This is a genomic window from Microcoleus sp. AT9b-C3, from assembly GCF_036705485.1.
Taxonomy (GTDB): Bacteria; Cyanobacteriota; Cyanobacteriia; order Cyanobacteriales; family Microcoleaceae; genus Microcoleus.
The window spans coordinates 14,721-29,337 of sequence record NZ_JAUBUR010000060.1 but is presented as its reverse complement, the minus strand read 5'-3'; the positions used below and the strand labels follow the sequence as shown (position 1 = coordinate 29,337).

18 protein-coding genes are annotated in these 14,617 nt (G+C 43.4%); 12 read left to right on the top strand and 6 right to left on the bottom strand.

Features of this window, described 5'->3' with window-relative positions:
- Positions 1-279: 279 nt before the first annotated feature.
- Together QUB77_RS31890 and QUB77_RS29940 are read left to right on the top strand one after the other, a co-directional pair.
- Positions 280-588, top strand: coding sequence for a transposase (locus tag QUB77_RS31890; protein WP_445251776.1), 309 nt, complete (start codon positions 280-282; stop codon positions 586-588).
- Entirely contained in the window at positions 588-863 is a 276-nt protein-coding gene (locus tag QUB77_RS29940; protein ID WP_333179941.1) for a transposase, read from the top strand. Before QUB77_RS31890 ends, QUB77_RS29940 begins: the two co-directional genes overlap by 1 nt.
- 243 nt (positions 864-1,106) lie before the next feature.
- Here the strand turns inward: QUB77_RS29940 and QUB77_RS29935 are convergent, their stop codons facing one another.
- The gene (locus tag QUB77_RS29935) at positions 1,107-1,511 is read right to left on the bottom strand and encodes a hypothetical protein (RefSeq protein WP_333323677.1); all 405 of its coding nucleotides are present in this window, start codon (positions 1,509-1,511) and stop codon (positions 1,107-1,109) included.
- 234 nt (positions 1,512-1,745) lie between these two features.
- On the opposite strand from QUB77_RS29935, the gene QUB77_RS29930 reads away from it, so the two are divergent.
- From QUB77_RS29930 to QUB77_RS29910, 5 genes are all read left to right on the top strand, one after another.
- Positions 1,746-2,471 (top strand): leucine-rich repeat domain-containing protein, encoded by a 726-nt coding sequence (locus tag QUB77_RS29930; protein ID WP_333323675.1) that lies wholly within the window; start codon positions 1,746-1,748, stop codon positions 2,469-2,471.
- A 112-nt stretch (positions 2,472-2,583) separates the two neighbouring features.
- A complete protein-coding gene (locus QUB77_RS29925) occupies positions 2,584-2,769 on the top strand; it encodes a hypothetical protein (protein WP_333323673.1) in 186 nt (61 codons plus the stop codon).
- A gap of 77 nt (positions 2,770-2,846) precedes the next feature.
- The gene (locus QUB77_RS29920) at positions 2,847-3,437 is read left to right on the top strand and encodes a ParA family protein (RefSeq protein WP_333323672.1); all 591 of its coding nucleotides are present in this window, start codon (positions 2,847-2,849) and stop codon (positions 3,435-3,437) included.
- On the top strand, positions 3,434-3,679 hold the full coding sequence (locus tag QUB77_RS29915; protein ID WP_333323670.1) for a hypothetical protein: 246 nt from the start codon (positions 3,434-3,436) through the stop codon (positions 3,677-3,679). The genes QUB77_RS29920 and QUB77_RS29915 overlap by 4 nt, the downstream gene beginning before the upstream one ends.
- A 155-nt stretch (positions 3,680-3,834) precedes the next feature.
- Complete coding sequence (locus QUB77_RS29910) at positions 3,835-4,062, top strand: CHAT domain-containing protein (RefSeq protein ID WP_333323668.1); 228 nt, start codon at positions 3,835-3,837, stop codon at positions 4,060-4,062.
- Here the strand turns inward: QUB77_RS29910 and QUB77_RS31885 are convergent.
- The 3 genes from QUB77_RS31885 to QUB77_RS29900 form a co-directional block, all read right to left on the bottom strand.
- Complete coding sequence (locus tag QUB77_RS31885) at positions 4,023-4,136, bottom strand: hypothetical protein (protein ID WP_445251901.1); 114 nt, start codon at positions 4,134-4,136, stop codon at positions 4,023-4,025. The genes QUB77_RS29910 and QUB77_RS31885 overlap by 40 nt on opposite strands.
- A 1,182-nt stretch (positions 4,137-5,318) precedes the next feature.
- The gene (locus QUB77_RS29905; RefSeq protein ID WP_333323666.1) at positions 5,319-6,353 is read right to left on the bottom strand and encodes a CHAD domain-containing protein; all 1,035 of its coding nucleotides are present in this window, start codon (positions 6,351-6,353) and stop codon (positions 5,319-5,321) included.
- A 742-nt stretch (positions 6,354-7,095) separates the two neighbouring features.
- Positions 7,096-7,458 carry a hypothetical protein gene (locus QUB77_RS29900; protein ID WP_333323664.1) on the bottom strand — a complete coding sequence of 121 codons (363 nt, stop codon included), beginning with the start codon at positions 7,456-7,458 and terminating at the stop codon, positions 7,096-7,098.
- Positions 7,459-7,698: 240 nt separating this feature from the next.
- On the opposite strand from QUB77_RS29900, the gene QUB77_RS29895 reads away from it, so the two are divergent.
- Both QUB77_RS29895 and QUB77_RS29890 read left to right on the top strand, forming a co-directional pair.
- On the top strand, positions 7,699-8,361 hold the full coding sequence (locus QUB77_RS29895) for a site-specific integrase (RefSeq protein WP_333323662.1): 663 nt from the start codon (positions 7,699-7,701) through the stop codon (positions 8,359-8,361).
- 48 nt (positions 8,362-8,409) lie between these two features.
- Positions 8,410-8,694 carry a tyrosine-type recombinase/integrase gene (locus tag QUB77_RS29890; RefSeq protein ID WP_333323679.1) on the top strand — a complete coding sequence of 95 codons (285 nt, stop codon included), beginning with the start codon at positions 8,410-8,412 and terminating at the stop codon, positions 8,692-8,694.
- 267 nt (positions 8,695-8,961) lie between these two features.
- Here QUB77_RS29890 and QUB77_RS29885 read toward each other — a convergent pair whose 3' ends face one another.
- Both QUB77_RS29885 and QUB77_RS29880 read right to left on the bottom strand, forming a co-directional pair.
- Complete coding sequence (locus QUB77_RS29885) at positions 8,962-10,869, bottom strand: ATP-binding protein (RefSeq protein WP_333323660.1); 1,908 nt, start codon at positions 10,867-10,869, stop codon at positions 8,962-8,964.
- Positions 10,870-11,017: 148 nt separating this feature from the next.
- Positions 11,018-11,908 (bottom strand): phosphate/phosphite/phosphonate ABC transporter substrate-binding protein, encoded by an 891-nt coding sequence (locus QUB77_RS29880; RefSeq protein ID WP_333323658.1) that lies wholly within the window; start codon positions 11,906-11,908, stop codon positions 11,018-11,020.
- 643 nt (positions 11,909-12,551) lie between these two features.
- Here QUB77_RS29880 and QUB77_RS29875 point away from each other — a divergent pair.
- The 3 genes from QUB77_RS29875 (at position 12,552) to QUB77_RS29865 (ending at position 14,609) form a co-directional block, all read left to right on the top strand.
- Positions 12,552-12,917 (top strand): GNAT family N-acetyltransferase, encoded by a 366-nt coding sequence (locus QUB77_RS29875; RefSeq protein ID WP_333180704.1) that lies wholly within the window; start codon positions 12,552-12,554, stop codon positions 12,915-12,917.
- A gap of 134 nt (positions 12,918-13,051) precedes the next feature.
- Positions 13,052-13,942 carry a hypothetical protein gene (locus QUB77_RS29870; protein ID WP_333180705.1) on the top strand — a complete coding sequence of 297 codons (891 nt, stop codon included), beginning with the start codon at positions 13,052-13,054 and terminating at the stop codon, positions 13,940-13,942.
- 16 nt (positions 13,943-13,958) lie between these two features.
- Complete coding sequence (locus tag QUB77_RS29865; RefSeq protein WP_333180706.1) at positions 13,959-14,609, top strand: hypothetical protein; 651 nt, start codon at positions 13,959-13,961, stop codon at positions 14,607-14,609.
- Positions 14,610-14,617: the final 8 nt, after the last annotated feature.

Genomic DNA, 14,617 nt, shown 5'->3' with positions numbered 1-14,617 from the left:
TAAGCTCAACCTTTGTTTTATTAGGCTGATGATTAGAAGGCTTGCACCCTCTTCTTAGATGTCAAATGGGTTCTATAGAACCCATTTGAGATCTTTTGATGAGCCCCGCAGCAGGTGATCGACTCACAGCAGGCGATCGGCTCATAGCAGTCGATTACCTGCTGTGAGCTGTTTGTTGAGATTTTGGGGTTTAAAGCTTAGCCTGGAAAGGTTTTCAAGTTGGTTGTCCCCGCTGAGGCTCGTTGATGTAAAATTACCATCTAAACACTCTCTCGGGCGATGCCGTACTCTACTAATCTCACAAATGCTGAATGGGAATTTTTGTCACCCTTACTCTCTCAAATTTTGCCGCTAAAAAAGAAAACTAGACCCCCTAAGTGGACTCAAAGAGAAATTTTAAATGGTATCTTCTATCAACTCAAGAATGGTTGCAATTGGGCAGACCTACCCAAAGATTTACCTCCATACTCAACCGTATATTGGCATTACAAACAGTGGCGCTCTCAAGGTGTGCTTGAAGAGTTGATGAGGGTCTTACATTCTCAAGTCCGATTGCAAGTAAAAAAAAACCGAAGTGGACTACGTTGATGATAATCGATTCACAGGCAGTTAAAAATACCTGTAATGCCAGTATTGTATCGAAAGGTTATTGTTTTTACAAATCAACCAATGGTATTAAAAGACATCTAGCAGTTGATACGCTTGGGTTTCCATTTTTTACTCACTGCACAAAAGCTAGCTTATCAGATGATGCAGGTTTAATTGAAATGTTAAGCAAAAATATCAATTATTTCAAATCTAAACCCGTTAATGTTCCCAAAATCACTATCTTGCTAGACCACGGATATCACCCGACCATTTGACTGCTGAGTTAAAAAAGATTTACCCACAAATTCTCATCAAAATTAAGTTTGAACTCTTAGAAAAACCTTCAAAAAAACAAAAAGAAGCTCAAGGACAATCGGGATTTGTGCCAGTTAAAGCGAGGTGGGTCATCGAGCGCTCCAATTCTTGGATGGAAAGGTGTAAAATTCTCATCAAAAACTTCGAGAGAACCTTAGATAATGCAACTGCCAAGATGAATCTTTGTTTTATTAGGTTGATGATTAAGAGGCTAGCTTCCTAGATCTCAAATGGGTTCTATATAACTGCTGATTTTCGACTCGTACCGTTTCTAATTCATCTCCAAGCGAGCCAATCTCAGCCCGCATCGTTTTCATAAGTGACAAAACTTCGTTACCTGGTCGATGTGCCATATTAGCAGCATCAGTTTTTACATCAGGTGCTACCGTGTCCATAAGTGGCAAGGTTTGAGGGAGTACCGTTTCTATAAACGGGTTATTACCTTGTAACAACGATTCTAAAAAATCATTTCGACTTTTTCCCGTTTTTTCAGCCACAGCAGCCAATCGATTCCAAGTTTCATCTGTAAGATTGACCGCTCGGATTTTTCGAGGTGTCCCAGATTTGGGTGCAAATTTGCCTGATGTGTTCCGTGCTTCATTAGTCATTACCGTTTACATAAATGGTTGATATCTTTATAGAACTATTTCTATAAAGGGCTTTCAAGGGTTTTAGCAAACCATTTCTATAAATGGCTAAACTGTTACGAGTTAAGATAGGTAGGGAAACACACATATCCCAATCTCGGACTCGAAACTGGTACGGCTCGGTCAGGAGATATAAGTATTTTCCAACGACTAAATCGTTGTCACAATAAATGAATACTACTCAGAGACAGGGACATGACCAGAGATGAAGCAGTGCGACGAATTGAGCGGGTCGTCGAGAAAAAATTGATAAAGCTGGATTTGTCGGGGCTAGAGCTGAAAAAATTGCCAGCAGAGATTGCCAAGTGTACTCATCTAACACGGCTTAACCTCAACAAGAACCAGATTACCTCCATTCCAAAGGCTTTCGGGTTGATGTCCAACCTAGAATGGCTTGACCTAAGTGACAACCAGATTACCTCCCTCCCAGAGGGTTTCGAGTTAATGTCCAACTTAGAATGGCTTGACCTAAGTGACAACCAGATCACGTCCATCCCAGAGGGGTTCGGGCTGATGTCCAACCTGGAATGGCTTAACCTCAATAATAATCAGATTACCTCCATCCCAGAAGCGATCGGGCAACTGTCCAGTCTGAGAGAGCTTTGGCTCAGTTACAATCAGATTACCTCCATTCCACAAGCGATCGGGCAACTCTCCAATTTGATAGGGCTTGACCTCAGTAATAATCAGCTCACCCTTATCCCCGAAAATCAGCTCCGTCAATTGTCTAACCTGAAACTGGCATGGCTTAACATCAGTAGTAATCCGATTATTAACTTCAATGTTAATCAGATTAGCAGTCGTTTCCCAACATCAATCGGACACCTGCAGAAGTTGAAAATAGGCGGCTACAAGGACGGCACTTACAGCCACCACGCTTATCAAATACCCCCGCCTATCAATTTATTCCCGCCACCGTAGGGATAAGGCAGCATGGGACGAATGAAGCAAATAGTTGCTGAAGGCGAAGATGTTAAGGGTCGATCGCTCTGGCAGCGCAACTAAACATCAGCTTCAAAATGCTGATCGTCCAATGGAACTTCAATGTTCGCATTTGCGCGTTGCCGTCGGTCACGGCTGGGGTGGCAACCGATGTGCGGCTTCATTCCCAGTCAACAAGTGCCTGGAAACAAACATACTGGAGATTCGAGAAGAGGATACGATCGCTCTGACTGCACTCCTGAGCGTAGAGAATAGGGATGGCTTCTTCTATAAATAAATGTTTAAACATTCAACCATCTAGACACTCAGATGTTTACGCTGTAAAATCTGGTTAATGAACTCAGCACTAAACTTATGATTGTGACAATCGCCTCATTCAAAGGCGGGGTCGGAAAAACTACTACCGCGCTGCACTTAGCCGCTTACTTCCAGGCCAAAGCACCCGCATTGTTGGTAGATGGCGACCTCAACTGCAGTGCCTTAGATTGGGCGGCTCGCGGTTCCCTGCCGTTCAAAGTGGTTGATGAAAAGCAAGGCGTGCGATATGCCAGAGATTACGAGCATATCGTCATCGATACCCCGGCTCGACCTACCCCAGAAGACCTGAAAACTCTAGCAGAAGGGTGCGATTTGCTAATATTGCCCAGCTCTCCCGATGCTATGGCCCTGAGCGCTATGCTGCAAATGGTGGAAGCTCTCTATTCTCTGCAATCCAATTACCGCATTTTGCTTACAGTCATCCCACCCGCTCCGAGTAAAGTCGGGGCTGAATCGAGGGCAACCATCGAAAAAGCGGGATTGCCCATTTTTAAGTCTGATATCAGGAGGCTGGCGGTATTTCAAAAAGCTGCCCTCGCCGGGGTTCCTATAAACGCTATCAAAGACCCTTATGCTAAAGCTGCTTGGGGGTGTTATACCGCCGTTGGAAAGGAGATACTGCCATGAGCCGCTTTGATGATTTACTGAAGGCCAAAAAACTCAAGCCTGGTGAACCCGACCTTTCACCCAGCACCGCGCTATCCAAAAGCAAAGACCCCAACTTTGTCCGCACAACCGTTTACCTGCCCAAACTTCTGCACCGCCAACTTAAATCCGCAGCAGCGCAATCAGGTCAGGAAATGAGCTCCCTGGTGGAAAAGTCCGTCGCTCAATACCTCCAACAGTTCAATCCCGACGACAGCATCTAAACATTTAGATGTTTGAGTATTTGAAGATTTGAACATCTAACAAGTAAAAATACGGAATTCCACAAGGGACTATAGCTTTTGGCTTTTACGGATTCGATAGAGAAAGGTTCAGTTGACCCCCCTCTCCCAATTCTTAACTCTCCCAAAAAACAATTATGCTGCCAGATAAATACCGAGAAGTGCATCGCTACCTCCCTCTGGTGATGGGAGTTTTATTCGCTACTACCTATGAGCTGATGACACGATTTTACAAAAAAATGCTCCAAGATAAATTGGCGCCTGCTGTGGGACTGCGATCGGCGCAAATCGAAGTGCCACAGGTTCCAGAATGGCAATCTCCTTATTATTGGGCTGCTTTTGGGCTGCAAGGAGAATGGAATTGAGTGCGCCTCTGCGTGGGTAGGTCGATACTGCCCACTCGGTAAACCTGCAACTGCGATAGGCTTTGCTTCAACACGCTCACTAAGTTCTGGAACCGCTTCACTGTTTCCGTTCTTCTTCATCGTGGCAATCCTGTTCTTGAGTGGCGATGATCGCAAAGAAGTCGTCAACCCTAAACGCTCCTAGCATAGTCATGCCCCTCTCGAATCTTACCCTGCACCTAGGAGTGAAGATTTTGTCCTAAAAGCAGGGGTAGCGGGATAACTGAGGTTCGAGATCCAGGATTTTTAAAAGTCAAAATTTGCTTAAGTTTCGATAACTTTGGTTGCCAGTCAACGGCACAAACGTGATCGCGGATGGTTATGTGCAGTTGGTTCAAAGAGATAGCAAAGTTGTCCTCCAGCTCAATCGAGATGGCTTCAGTGATGACAACAAATTCAAAAATTACATCACTGTCGAAAACGTTCTCGCTGCCGATCTGAGCGCTCTGAACAACTTTGTATTTTAGAGGTGTTTGGTTGAGCAATCTTAGAAAAGTCAGTGTAAGTGCTTTGTATTAGCATTTTTACAGTAGGAAATCACCCCAACCATTGCTCAACTTGCTTAAGGGCATAATACTCCTCTAATGAACTCCATTTCTAGACCTCTATAAGGTTTAGGAAAGGAGTTTACGGGTGACAACGTTTGTGAAACTAGGATGCTATAAATATTTAATACTCATTTTTTCTGAAATAGCATTTAATAAAGCAGTGGTAATGTAATCTGATCGATAAATGAAAACGATCGCTTTAGGAGAGATCACATCAAAAACGGCTGTCAACTTCTATCGCAATGGCTCGAAATTGCTGCACGTTTCCAACACAAAAACTATTTAAAATGCTCTCATAAACGCTGGATTAGATTGAGTTCCGAGTTGTGAGTTAATTAAAAATTGGGCAGAATGCTGTCAGGCTTATTCTGAGTTACGGATTTGTAGGAACTGCTATTATCTAGGGCTTGCTGAATAAAAGCAAAAGTCAGAGCGGATAAGGGTTCTCATTTTTTCTGACCGAGCAAATGCACACTAACATAAGCGAAGGTCAAAACCCTTGAACTTTCGTAGGAAGTCGCTGAGTAAAGCTGAGAAATAAGCGACGAACCTACTATTTTTCAAGCTGTGTGACGGGAACTTATTCGCTCTAGAGACTTTTTGAGCAAGCCCTAATTAGAACGATCTACTTATCTGTTACTTGCAGTGGTGCCCCAACCGCGTCCAAGATTAATTGCAAGCCCGCTTAGATTTCTGCGACACTTCCGCCTTAGCAGCATCTTCAACCACAGGATGAATTAATACCAATCGCAAACCTTGCCGAATGTCCGAATTCAAATACCTACGCTGCAAAACCTGCCATTTTTGCCAAGCTGCGTAGCGATTTTCTGCCAACAAACCAGCCAATTTAGGCAACTCTTTTTTCAGATCGCGATCAACAAAATCTGTCAGAAACTCCCCTAAAACTTCACTGTCTTGAATATTGCCCAAACATTCCTGGACAGCTTTCACATCTTCGACATAAACTTCGTAACTCTCGCCGTAAAAATCACCAAACAGATTCATCAAATACCGAACCCGCTTCGCTTGCTTCCGCAAATCGTGCAAAATAGTTCCTTCCGCTACTAACTTTTGTTCGACAGCCTCAGCATTCAAATCATCAGCAACTTTAACTTTGCCATCCTCATATTCCGTGCCCAACAACCAAGCGGGATGCAAGAAAAACTCACTCACTTGAGGTAACAGTAAATCCGGCAACACCTCAGCAATTGACAAATGTTCGATCGCCCGATACAGCGGGTGGTCTAGCCAATTTTCGATCGACTCCTTCAGCGATTGATAGGTTTTGTGCTCCAAAACCTCCCTCACCCCTTTCAGAGCCCGGTGGCGCTGCTTGAGCAAATATAGCAAAGCTTTGTCTAAAACTTTTTGTTCATCAGCCGGCAAATTCGGGTAATAGGTGTTTTGGAGACTTTCGAGCATCACATCCAAATCCCTGAGCGTTCCCAAAATCCGCCCCACCTTACCAATTTTGCCTTCCGAAGCCTCTTTTGGCAAATTTAAAACCGGAGCAAAACCCGTTACAGCCGATCGCAAACGTCTCAATCCCACGCGCATTTGATGAAGTTCTTCCGGGTCTTTGTCTTTGAGAACTTCAGCCTCGTGCTCTACAGTTTTGCGGAAATATTTCTCAATCGCCCCAAATGCTGCGTGTCCCAGAGTTTTAACTGTAGTTTTAACTTTTGCTGATGTTGTTACGTTCATGGCAGATGTAGACTCCACTTTCCTGATTGATTGCAATTTGGATTTCAAGGCTTTTCTAATAAGAGGTTATATCCTAGCACACACTTTTAATTCAGCCAGCGCAGCAATAATAAATCTTAATTAGGGCTTGCTGAATAAGCGAGGGCATCTTACGTGACCTGGCTTATTCGATCACGCGATCGAGGGAAGCGTGTAAGAAAAACACGTAAAATAAATCAAAATTCGTGCATTACCATCTGCGAGCATATACAGAAAAGCTGAACTTGCTCCTCTCAAACCGTTGGATTTTGAGCTAGCAAACAGATACAAAGGGGTTTTGCCACCTCGACCACACATGATTTTTTAGGGTCAATGGCTTGTGCAATCACCTTTGATAAGTCGCTTCTTCAAGCCTATATTTTTAAGCATGGTTTTCTTACCCTTCTTCTTTTCCTTATCACTCCCTTTCCTCGACCATAGAATTTGTGGGTAACACGATTATATTATACAGATTTAAAAAAGCATTATTTTTAGCAAGTTAGCCATTCCATTTTTTAAAATTTTAATTAAAGCTGAGGTTAAAACTCAACATTTGAATCTGACTGCTTACAACTTAGAATTCGGAATGCAAATGAATTCTGATGCAAAGGTCAACCAACTTAGAAAGCTTACTCTCCCAGCACCAATCCTTGCTTAAATTCGGTGAAAATTTGCTAACGGCTGCTTCACCTTATAATGATAGCTTTCAAGTCAAGGAGAGCTTTCACTCTCCCTCAACTTCCACCTGCAACTCATACACCCTCAAACTCGGATGTTCGCTAATCAGTCGCCAGCCATATCCTTCAACCGTTGGTGAAGGTCGCGCTCCTTGGCGGTACAGGAATATCAGCTCATTTCTCATCAAGGCGGTGAATATCTCCCGCTCTCTGTCTTTGCCATTATCCCAAATCAGGTGAGCTTTACGGAAGTACCCAGCGCCCATCAAATTAGCAAAAAGCCATTCCATGAGAGCTTGCTGCTCGTCTTGGTTAAGCGAAGATTGACCGTAGCTATCGATTATGGGTATTTTGGATTTGGGCTTGAGTGATGCGATGAGGGTGGTAACGAGGTTGAGGTACTTTTTCATCGGTGGGAGTGGAGATGCGTCTAACTTTTAGTATGCAACCGCGCAGCAATTCAGAGATCAACCTTAACTATGGTTGTAAATAATCTTGGTTTATTGAGGCCAGAATTACAGGTTTGAGAGATTAAGATTGCAGGTTCTTACCAGTACACACACTATATAACGTGCAGCAGTTCAGGCTATCGCCCGCTCAAAGAAAAACAATCGCTATCGTAAAAAAGTTGCATTATCAAGACCGTAATCATGAACCAAGCCGACTCTTCCATCGCCCGCCTCGAAGCTTCCCTTGATGCCAAAATTGAAAGGTATTTCGATACTTTAGACACCGACCCAGACGTGTTAAAACAACTTTTAGCTGACAAGCGCTCCGAAAATACCCGCCGTGCCTATGAGCGCGATGTCAACGACTTTCTACAAACTATGACAGGGATGCCCGCCGTGCCTGACAATGTTTTGGAATTTTTGCACCTAGAAGAGCGTCAAGCTGTGTCGGTGGTTCTCAAGTACAAAGCCAAACTGATTGACAAAGGACTTAAGGAAGCGACCGTTAATCGGTGGCTGGCGGCGGTCAAGTCGTTGGTGGAAATGGGTCGCAAGCTCGGCGCGTGTCACTATACGCTAGGGGATATCAAGGGAGAGAAAGTTACCAGCTACCGCGATACGACTGGGGTTGACCGACCAACTTTTGAGCGAATTTTGCAGCAGTGCGATCGGACAACACTAACCGGGAAGCGTGATTATGCTTTGCTTCGCCTGTTGTGGGGCAATGCTTTGAGACGAAATGAGATTAGTCAGTTGAACATTCGCGACTTTGACCCGGCCGGTAAGACTTTGCCGATTTTTGGGAAGGGACGCGGGACGCAAGCTGAGACTATCGATTTAGGTTCTGCGACAGTGCAGGCGTGAGCCGACTGGTTAGACGCCAGGGGCGGCAATTCCTCTCAAGATGCTCCCCTGTTTACGGCGCTTGATTTTGCGAATACGGGCCATCGGCTGACGGGCGACGGCTTGAGAAGAATCATTGTTCGTCACTGTGAAAGTGCTGGCATTACCAAGCCAATGTCACCTCACCGCATCCGTCACTCGGCCATCACGGCGGCACTGGACGCAACAGACGGGGATGTGCGGAAGGTTGAGAAACTCAGCAGGCACAGGAATTTAAACACGCTCATGGTATACGATGACAATCGGGGACGCGACCAGCAAGACGTTACCGAAATGCTTGATGGGATGTTTTGACTTCCGACCCCCCAATCTAATATCTAACTGTGTCAAAAAAAATTCCCTCAGCTTAAAAAAACGAGGGGATTTTTTGACAGTCCATAAAAAGCAAAACCACGCAACAATTGGCGTCAGGGCGCGTCAGCATCTGTCAAACCTGGGGAGATTTTGCCTGTGTTTTAATCCCTGATAGGGTTTTAGGGTTTTTGTGGCAAGTTATGTCGAATAACAAATTATGTATCGTCGTTAACACATTAAGGTCCTCATAACAGATAATATCTAGCTTCAAGTTTGAGAAGAGGCGGGGAGTGTGATCGCAAACTCTGCTCCCACTCCTAAAGATGAAATTAGTTTTATTTTCCCCCGGTGTTTTTCCACAATTTGGTAGCAAATTGCTAGTCCAATGCCAGTGCCTTTTCCTGGTTCTTTAGTTGTAAAAAATGGGTCAAAAAGCTTGCTTTGAATTGCGAGGGAAATGCCAGGACCATTATCGCAAATTCGCACTACAATTTGGCTATTATCTATTTTTATTGTTTGAATTAAAATCTGACGAATTTTATCTTTTTTAGAGTTATCCCATGACTCTTCTAGTGCATCTATCGCATTTGCTATAATATTCATAAATACTTGATTTAGCTGCGCTGGGTAACACTCTATTTCGGGCAATTCTCCATAGTTTTTGATAACTTCAATTCCCTGCTTGAGGCGACTGTTCAAAATCAATAGTGTATTGTCAATGCCTTCATGGATATCAACTAATTTCATTTGAGATTCATCTAATCGAGAGAAGTTTCGCAAAGACAGAACTATTTGCCGGATGCGTTCTGAACCTATTTTCATAGATTCAAGCAGTTTTAGTAAATCTTCTTTGAGAAAATCTAGTTCTATGTCGGCGATTTCTTCTGCGATCACCTCTGTGGGTTGCGGGTATTCCTGCTGATAAAGACGAATTAACTGGAGCAAATCTCTAATATACTGGTTGGCGTATGCTAGGTTGCCATGAATAAAGTTAACAGGGTTGTTTATTTCATGGGCTATCCCTGCCACCATATGGCCTAAACTGGACATTTTTTCGGTTTGAATTAACTGGGTTTGGGCGTGTTTAAGTTCGTGAAGCGCTGCTGTAAGTTCTTCTGTTCTTTCTTCTACTCGCTCTTCCAAAGTTTGGCGAGCCAGCTCTAATTCATGGGTGTATTCTGCTACCCATTCAACTAATTGATTGATGGATTGGGCTAAGGTTCCCACTTCATCTGCTGTGGTAACAGGTACTTGCAAATCAAAATTTGCTTGTTGAGTAATAGTTTTAGCAACGCTGGTTACCGCTTGGAGAGGAATGGCGATCGCGCGGCTGGTAAAGATGGCTAGAAAAGTAGCGATCACAACTGACACTAATATACTCACTACGATGATTTGCGCTCGCAATTTTTCAGCTCTGTTAAAATTAATGTAGGCTTCTCTCTCCTGTGCCTTAGCTACTTGTGTCATCAAGCCCAAACTCTCTGACAGCCGCTCAAACTTAACATCGAGCTTAACTGCTTTATCCCCTCTGATTAAATCCAATACCTGCTGCTGTGCCTCTTTAACTTCATCGGGTTTTAGTGAAGAGGGAGGTACTTTTTGCCAAAAAGATTTGAGCAATTGAGAATACGAATCTGTCGCAGTTGTGTAACCGTTTAACAATTCCTTTAACTCAGCAGAATTTACTGCTAATTCTGGGGAATGTTCTTCGCTAAACAAAGCTAACTCAGCAATAACTTTTTTTACTACATCAACATCTTTCAAGAACTTAGCAGTTTCATATTCAAACCAGATTGAATCTCCCAAGACAGAGATTAGCCTTTTGGGGTGTGACTGCACTGCCTGCACAGAATATTCTAAATCCCTGAGAAAATGTTGTTGCTCGTCGGCCAAGGTTAAAGCTTGGAAAGCTTGCTTTTGGTAATAGTCTCCACCAATCATTCCCCCTGTGGTTCCTAGTACAGCTATTCCAATTGCTAGGGAGTAGCCAGAATTAATTTTTTGAGCAATGCTTAAGCGAGAAATGAAGCGGTTAATTGCAGTCAAGAAAGTTTTTTTGAGAGGATTTTTGATGTCGCGAGATCCTTCAGTGACAGCGGCATTATTTTTTCGTCTATTTAGGGTAAGATTGTTGAATTTTACAGCCCCATTCTTCCCCTGTTCAAATTTCTGCATACTGGCAACCTGAGCTAAGTTTTAACAAGTTTATTAGTAAATGCACATAAATAAAGTCTCTTATTTGTAGTTGGCGCAATATTTCCTAGAGTTTAGGGATTAAGGGTTAAAGCTTGAGTACAAACTCGGTATTAAATAAAACTTAACCCTACAAGACATTCCCCTGACCAATGGCTTGATAAACTTCGCGAATCATGTTATAATCAGTGTCATTTGCTGGCAGTAATTTAGCTCCTTTATACTTGGCATTGACTTTGCCGACTAAAAGCGCTTCAATCAGTTTATTTTGATTTTTTACCAGGCGAGCGCGCATTTTTTCAACAACAGCAGTAGACAGATTGCTACTAACTACAAACAAATCATTAGGCAAGGGTTGCCCTGTTGCGATTAGCCGAAACTCACTTTCGGATAAACCATCGCTATTGAGCAAGTCTTTGTATCTTGTATAACCGATTGCTAAGGCATCAACTTCACCATTTTTGAGAGCTTGTAAACCTTTTTTACCCAACATTGAGATTTTGAATTCAGATTGGGGATTTAATCCAGCTTCGAGTAGAATTTTAGTAGGCCCTAGATGACCGCTAGTTGAACCTACTTCCCACATAGCTATTGTTTTACCTTTCAATTGTGATGCTGACTTAATCTCGCTATTGGCAGGAACAGCAATAATAGAGTGATAGTCGGGGCGGGTGATGGCCATGATGGGAACAGCATTTGTCCGGGCCCGCATAATCACATATTCAGATGGCTCTGTTAGAGCTAATTTTAGCTGACCTGACTGGAGAGCTACCGCTGCTGCTATATAGTTATCTACTGGGAAAAATTCAATTTTTTTGTCCAAAATTTCCTCAAGAACAGCCCGAAATGTTTGATAATTTTGTTTCAAATCTTCTGCTCCCTGAATATCAGTTACGGCAAATTCAAGGGTTTCTGGTTCACTTACAGCAAAATTGGAAAAACTGCGATTAGATTGATTTACTGTTGTAGAACAGCTTGCTACAAACAATAGGGAGAACCCAACAAAATGCCGCCGCTTCATAATTTTTAGGAGTTTTAGTGGCAGTTGAAAATTGTATAGCTATTATAAACTCTTTGGAATAAGCTTTCATTAAAATAGATTATCCATTGGTTAAACTTCAGTGCCGAAAAATCTTTAAGAAAAATTTTATCTATCGGTGTTCGGGTTGGGAGCGTAAGGCAGCGGAGGCGTTGCTGATTTATAGAACCCATTTGAGATCTATTGCTGTAAGCGTAAGCCCTGTGCGATATCGATTTGGGATCTTTTGCCACCATTGCCCCATGATTTCTCGTCTTGTGGCTATTGAGTTATGTGAGACGACTTGTTTGTCTGCCTTATTTTTTAAGAAAAGATGTCAAATGGGTTCTATACCGACCCGACACCTGAGAGTTTGCCACAAATACTGCATTACTGCATCCGTCGGGGGTATTTCTTAATGCGGCGGGTGAACGGGGTCAAAGAGAAAGAAAAGGCGATCGCATCCGAGGTGAGGGATAATCGGTTCAGGGACTCTAAAAATAAATAATGTTGGAAAGTTCATCGAAAAACATCGCTCGAATGATGGTTTGCGATCGCCTGCAGACGAGAATACCGACTGCAAGTAGACCCGGACGAAGACCAATATTTCACTGCCAAACTCCTGTACCGCAACACCGCAATTGGTATGCTTCAATGCGTTTTGTATCCGCCCGATAAATTGGTGATAGGCGATATCTTGATTCGCGACGATGTAATTCACACTCCAGAACACTTAGGGGCAGCTCTTTTGAGGCTGCTAGTTGAACCAAAATCAATCGATTACCGTCGCAGGGGGCTGGGAACTCACCTGTTGCAGTTTGCGATAAAGAAAGCTCGTCAGCGGGGAATTAGGCGAATCTGCGGTTCTCTAACTCAAGAAGATATCAACAACAATCCCAACCTTGTCAAATGGTACAAGAAGCATGGATTTGAAATACTTCCGCCTTCCCCGGAAAACATCGAAAATGCAGTTTGTGGAATTTCTTTTATTTTAGAACAAAAATTAAATTAATTACGTCTTGCGATCGCATATACCTGTTGTTGCACCAGTTCGTACATCAAAGATCTCACTTTTTTTGCACGGCAGGAAAAACTTTTACTTTGTAATACAATTGTGGAATCTATACCCTCGATCTCCATTGCATCATGCCGCCAATACCAACAGTCACAGTTAAGTCAGGATACAAGCCACAATCTATCGATACCAGCATTGAAGCTGACGTGCTGATGTTTCAGCTATTGCGGCAGTTAACGCTCCAACAAAAAGTACAGCGGACTTGCGCTTTCAATCAAGCGGTGCGAAGGTTGGCAATATCTGGAATAAAGAACCAGTATCCCAATGCTACTGAGGCAAAAGTTCGGCAAGAATTTATTAAAAGGTGCTTGGGTGCTGAGTGGATAGAAGTTTTATCAGACAGCAAAGATTGGGGCGAACTCGTGATTGCAGATCCGATCGAATTAGCGCAAAAAATAGCCAGCATCTTGCTACCGCTGAATATTCCCTATGTGGTGGGAGGTTCCGTGGCAAGTTCGCTGTTGGGAGAAAACAGATCTACGCAAGATTTGGACTTAGTGATTGATTTGGAAGCGGGAACAGCACAGAGATTAATTGATGCCATGTCAGGCGAGTTTTACATCAGCTCCTCGGCTGTGACTGAAGCAATTGCCAAGTCAAGAACAGCACCCCGCGAATCATCTTTCAATGTCATCTATTTGCCTTCTATGGAGAAAGCGGATATTTTTGTAATGGGCAGCGATGACCCTTTTTCGGCTTCGGTGATGAGCCGACGCCAACTTTACCCTGTTAGCGGCTTACAAGAAGAGGGAATTTACATCTACTCGCCCGAAGATATCGTCCTGCAAAAACTCAGTTGGTACAAACTAATTCCTGGCGGTTCCCAAAAGCAGTGGAGGGATGTCTTGGGAGTTTTGAAGGTGCAAGGGGAACGACTCGATCTCGCTTACTTAACCCACTGGGCTGTTACACTCCAACTAACAGATTTAATTGATGAGGCGTGGATTCAATCAGGATATTAATAGTCGGCAATTGAAGATGAAACAAAACAACCAAAAACGTGCTATTGCCAATAAAATCAAAAAGTGGATTCAAGCCACTCAAGAAGTTGAAAAAACTCGCTTTGCCATACCGATAACCAGACTGACGAGTATCAAAAGTCTGTGCGTTGATGAAGTTGCTGCCGAAAAGTTTGCGCTCTACATTGCTCGACTGGTACAGCAACAGATGGAGCGGGCGAATTGTCCCGAACACTTCACCAGTGAAGAATGGGCACAGCAACAACAGTTAGTGGATGAGGCGATCGCACTGATGCAAAGTTACTTAGAAAGTCCTAGTTACGAAAGCAGGCAATCTCTCAGAAACTTATTGAGAGACATTGATGGCTTGCAAGGGGATGACTACCGCAATTTTAGGTGGACAACGGTGCGCTTTGTCCGCAGCCGGGATTTACTAAAGCTAGAGTATGCGCTCCGCTGTTTTGTAGAGACAGATTTTCCCTATTGGACTTACAAACTAGCTATAGAATATGTAGAAGGCTATGGATTGCAGTCTGGTTCGGGTATCGTTGCTGAATCCGTACCCAGGTTGTTGGAAGTAGCAGAATTTTGGTGTCAGTATTATTTCGATCAGAGTTTGAACGAGAAATTTCCCGATGGGGGCGATCGCTGCGTTCGACCCAATGCTTGAAAAATTCT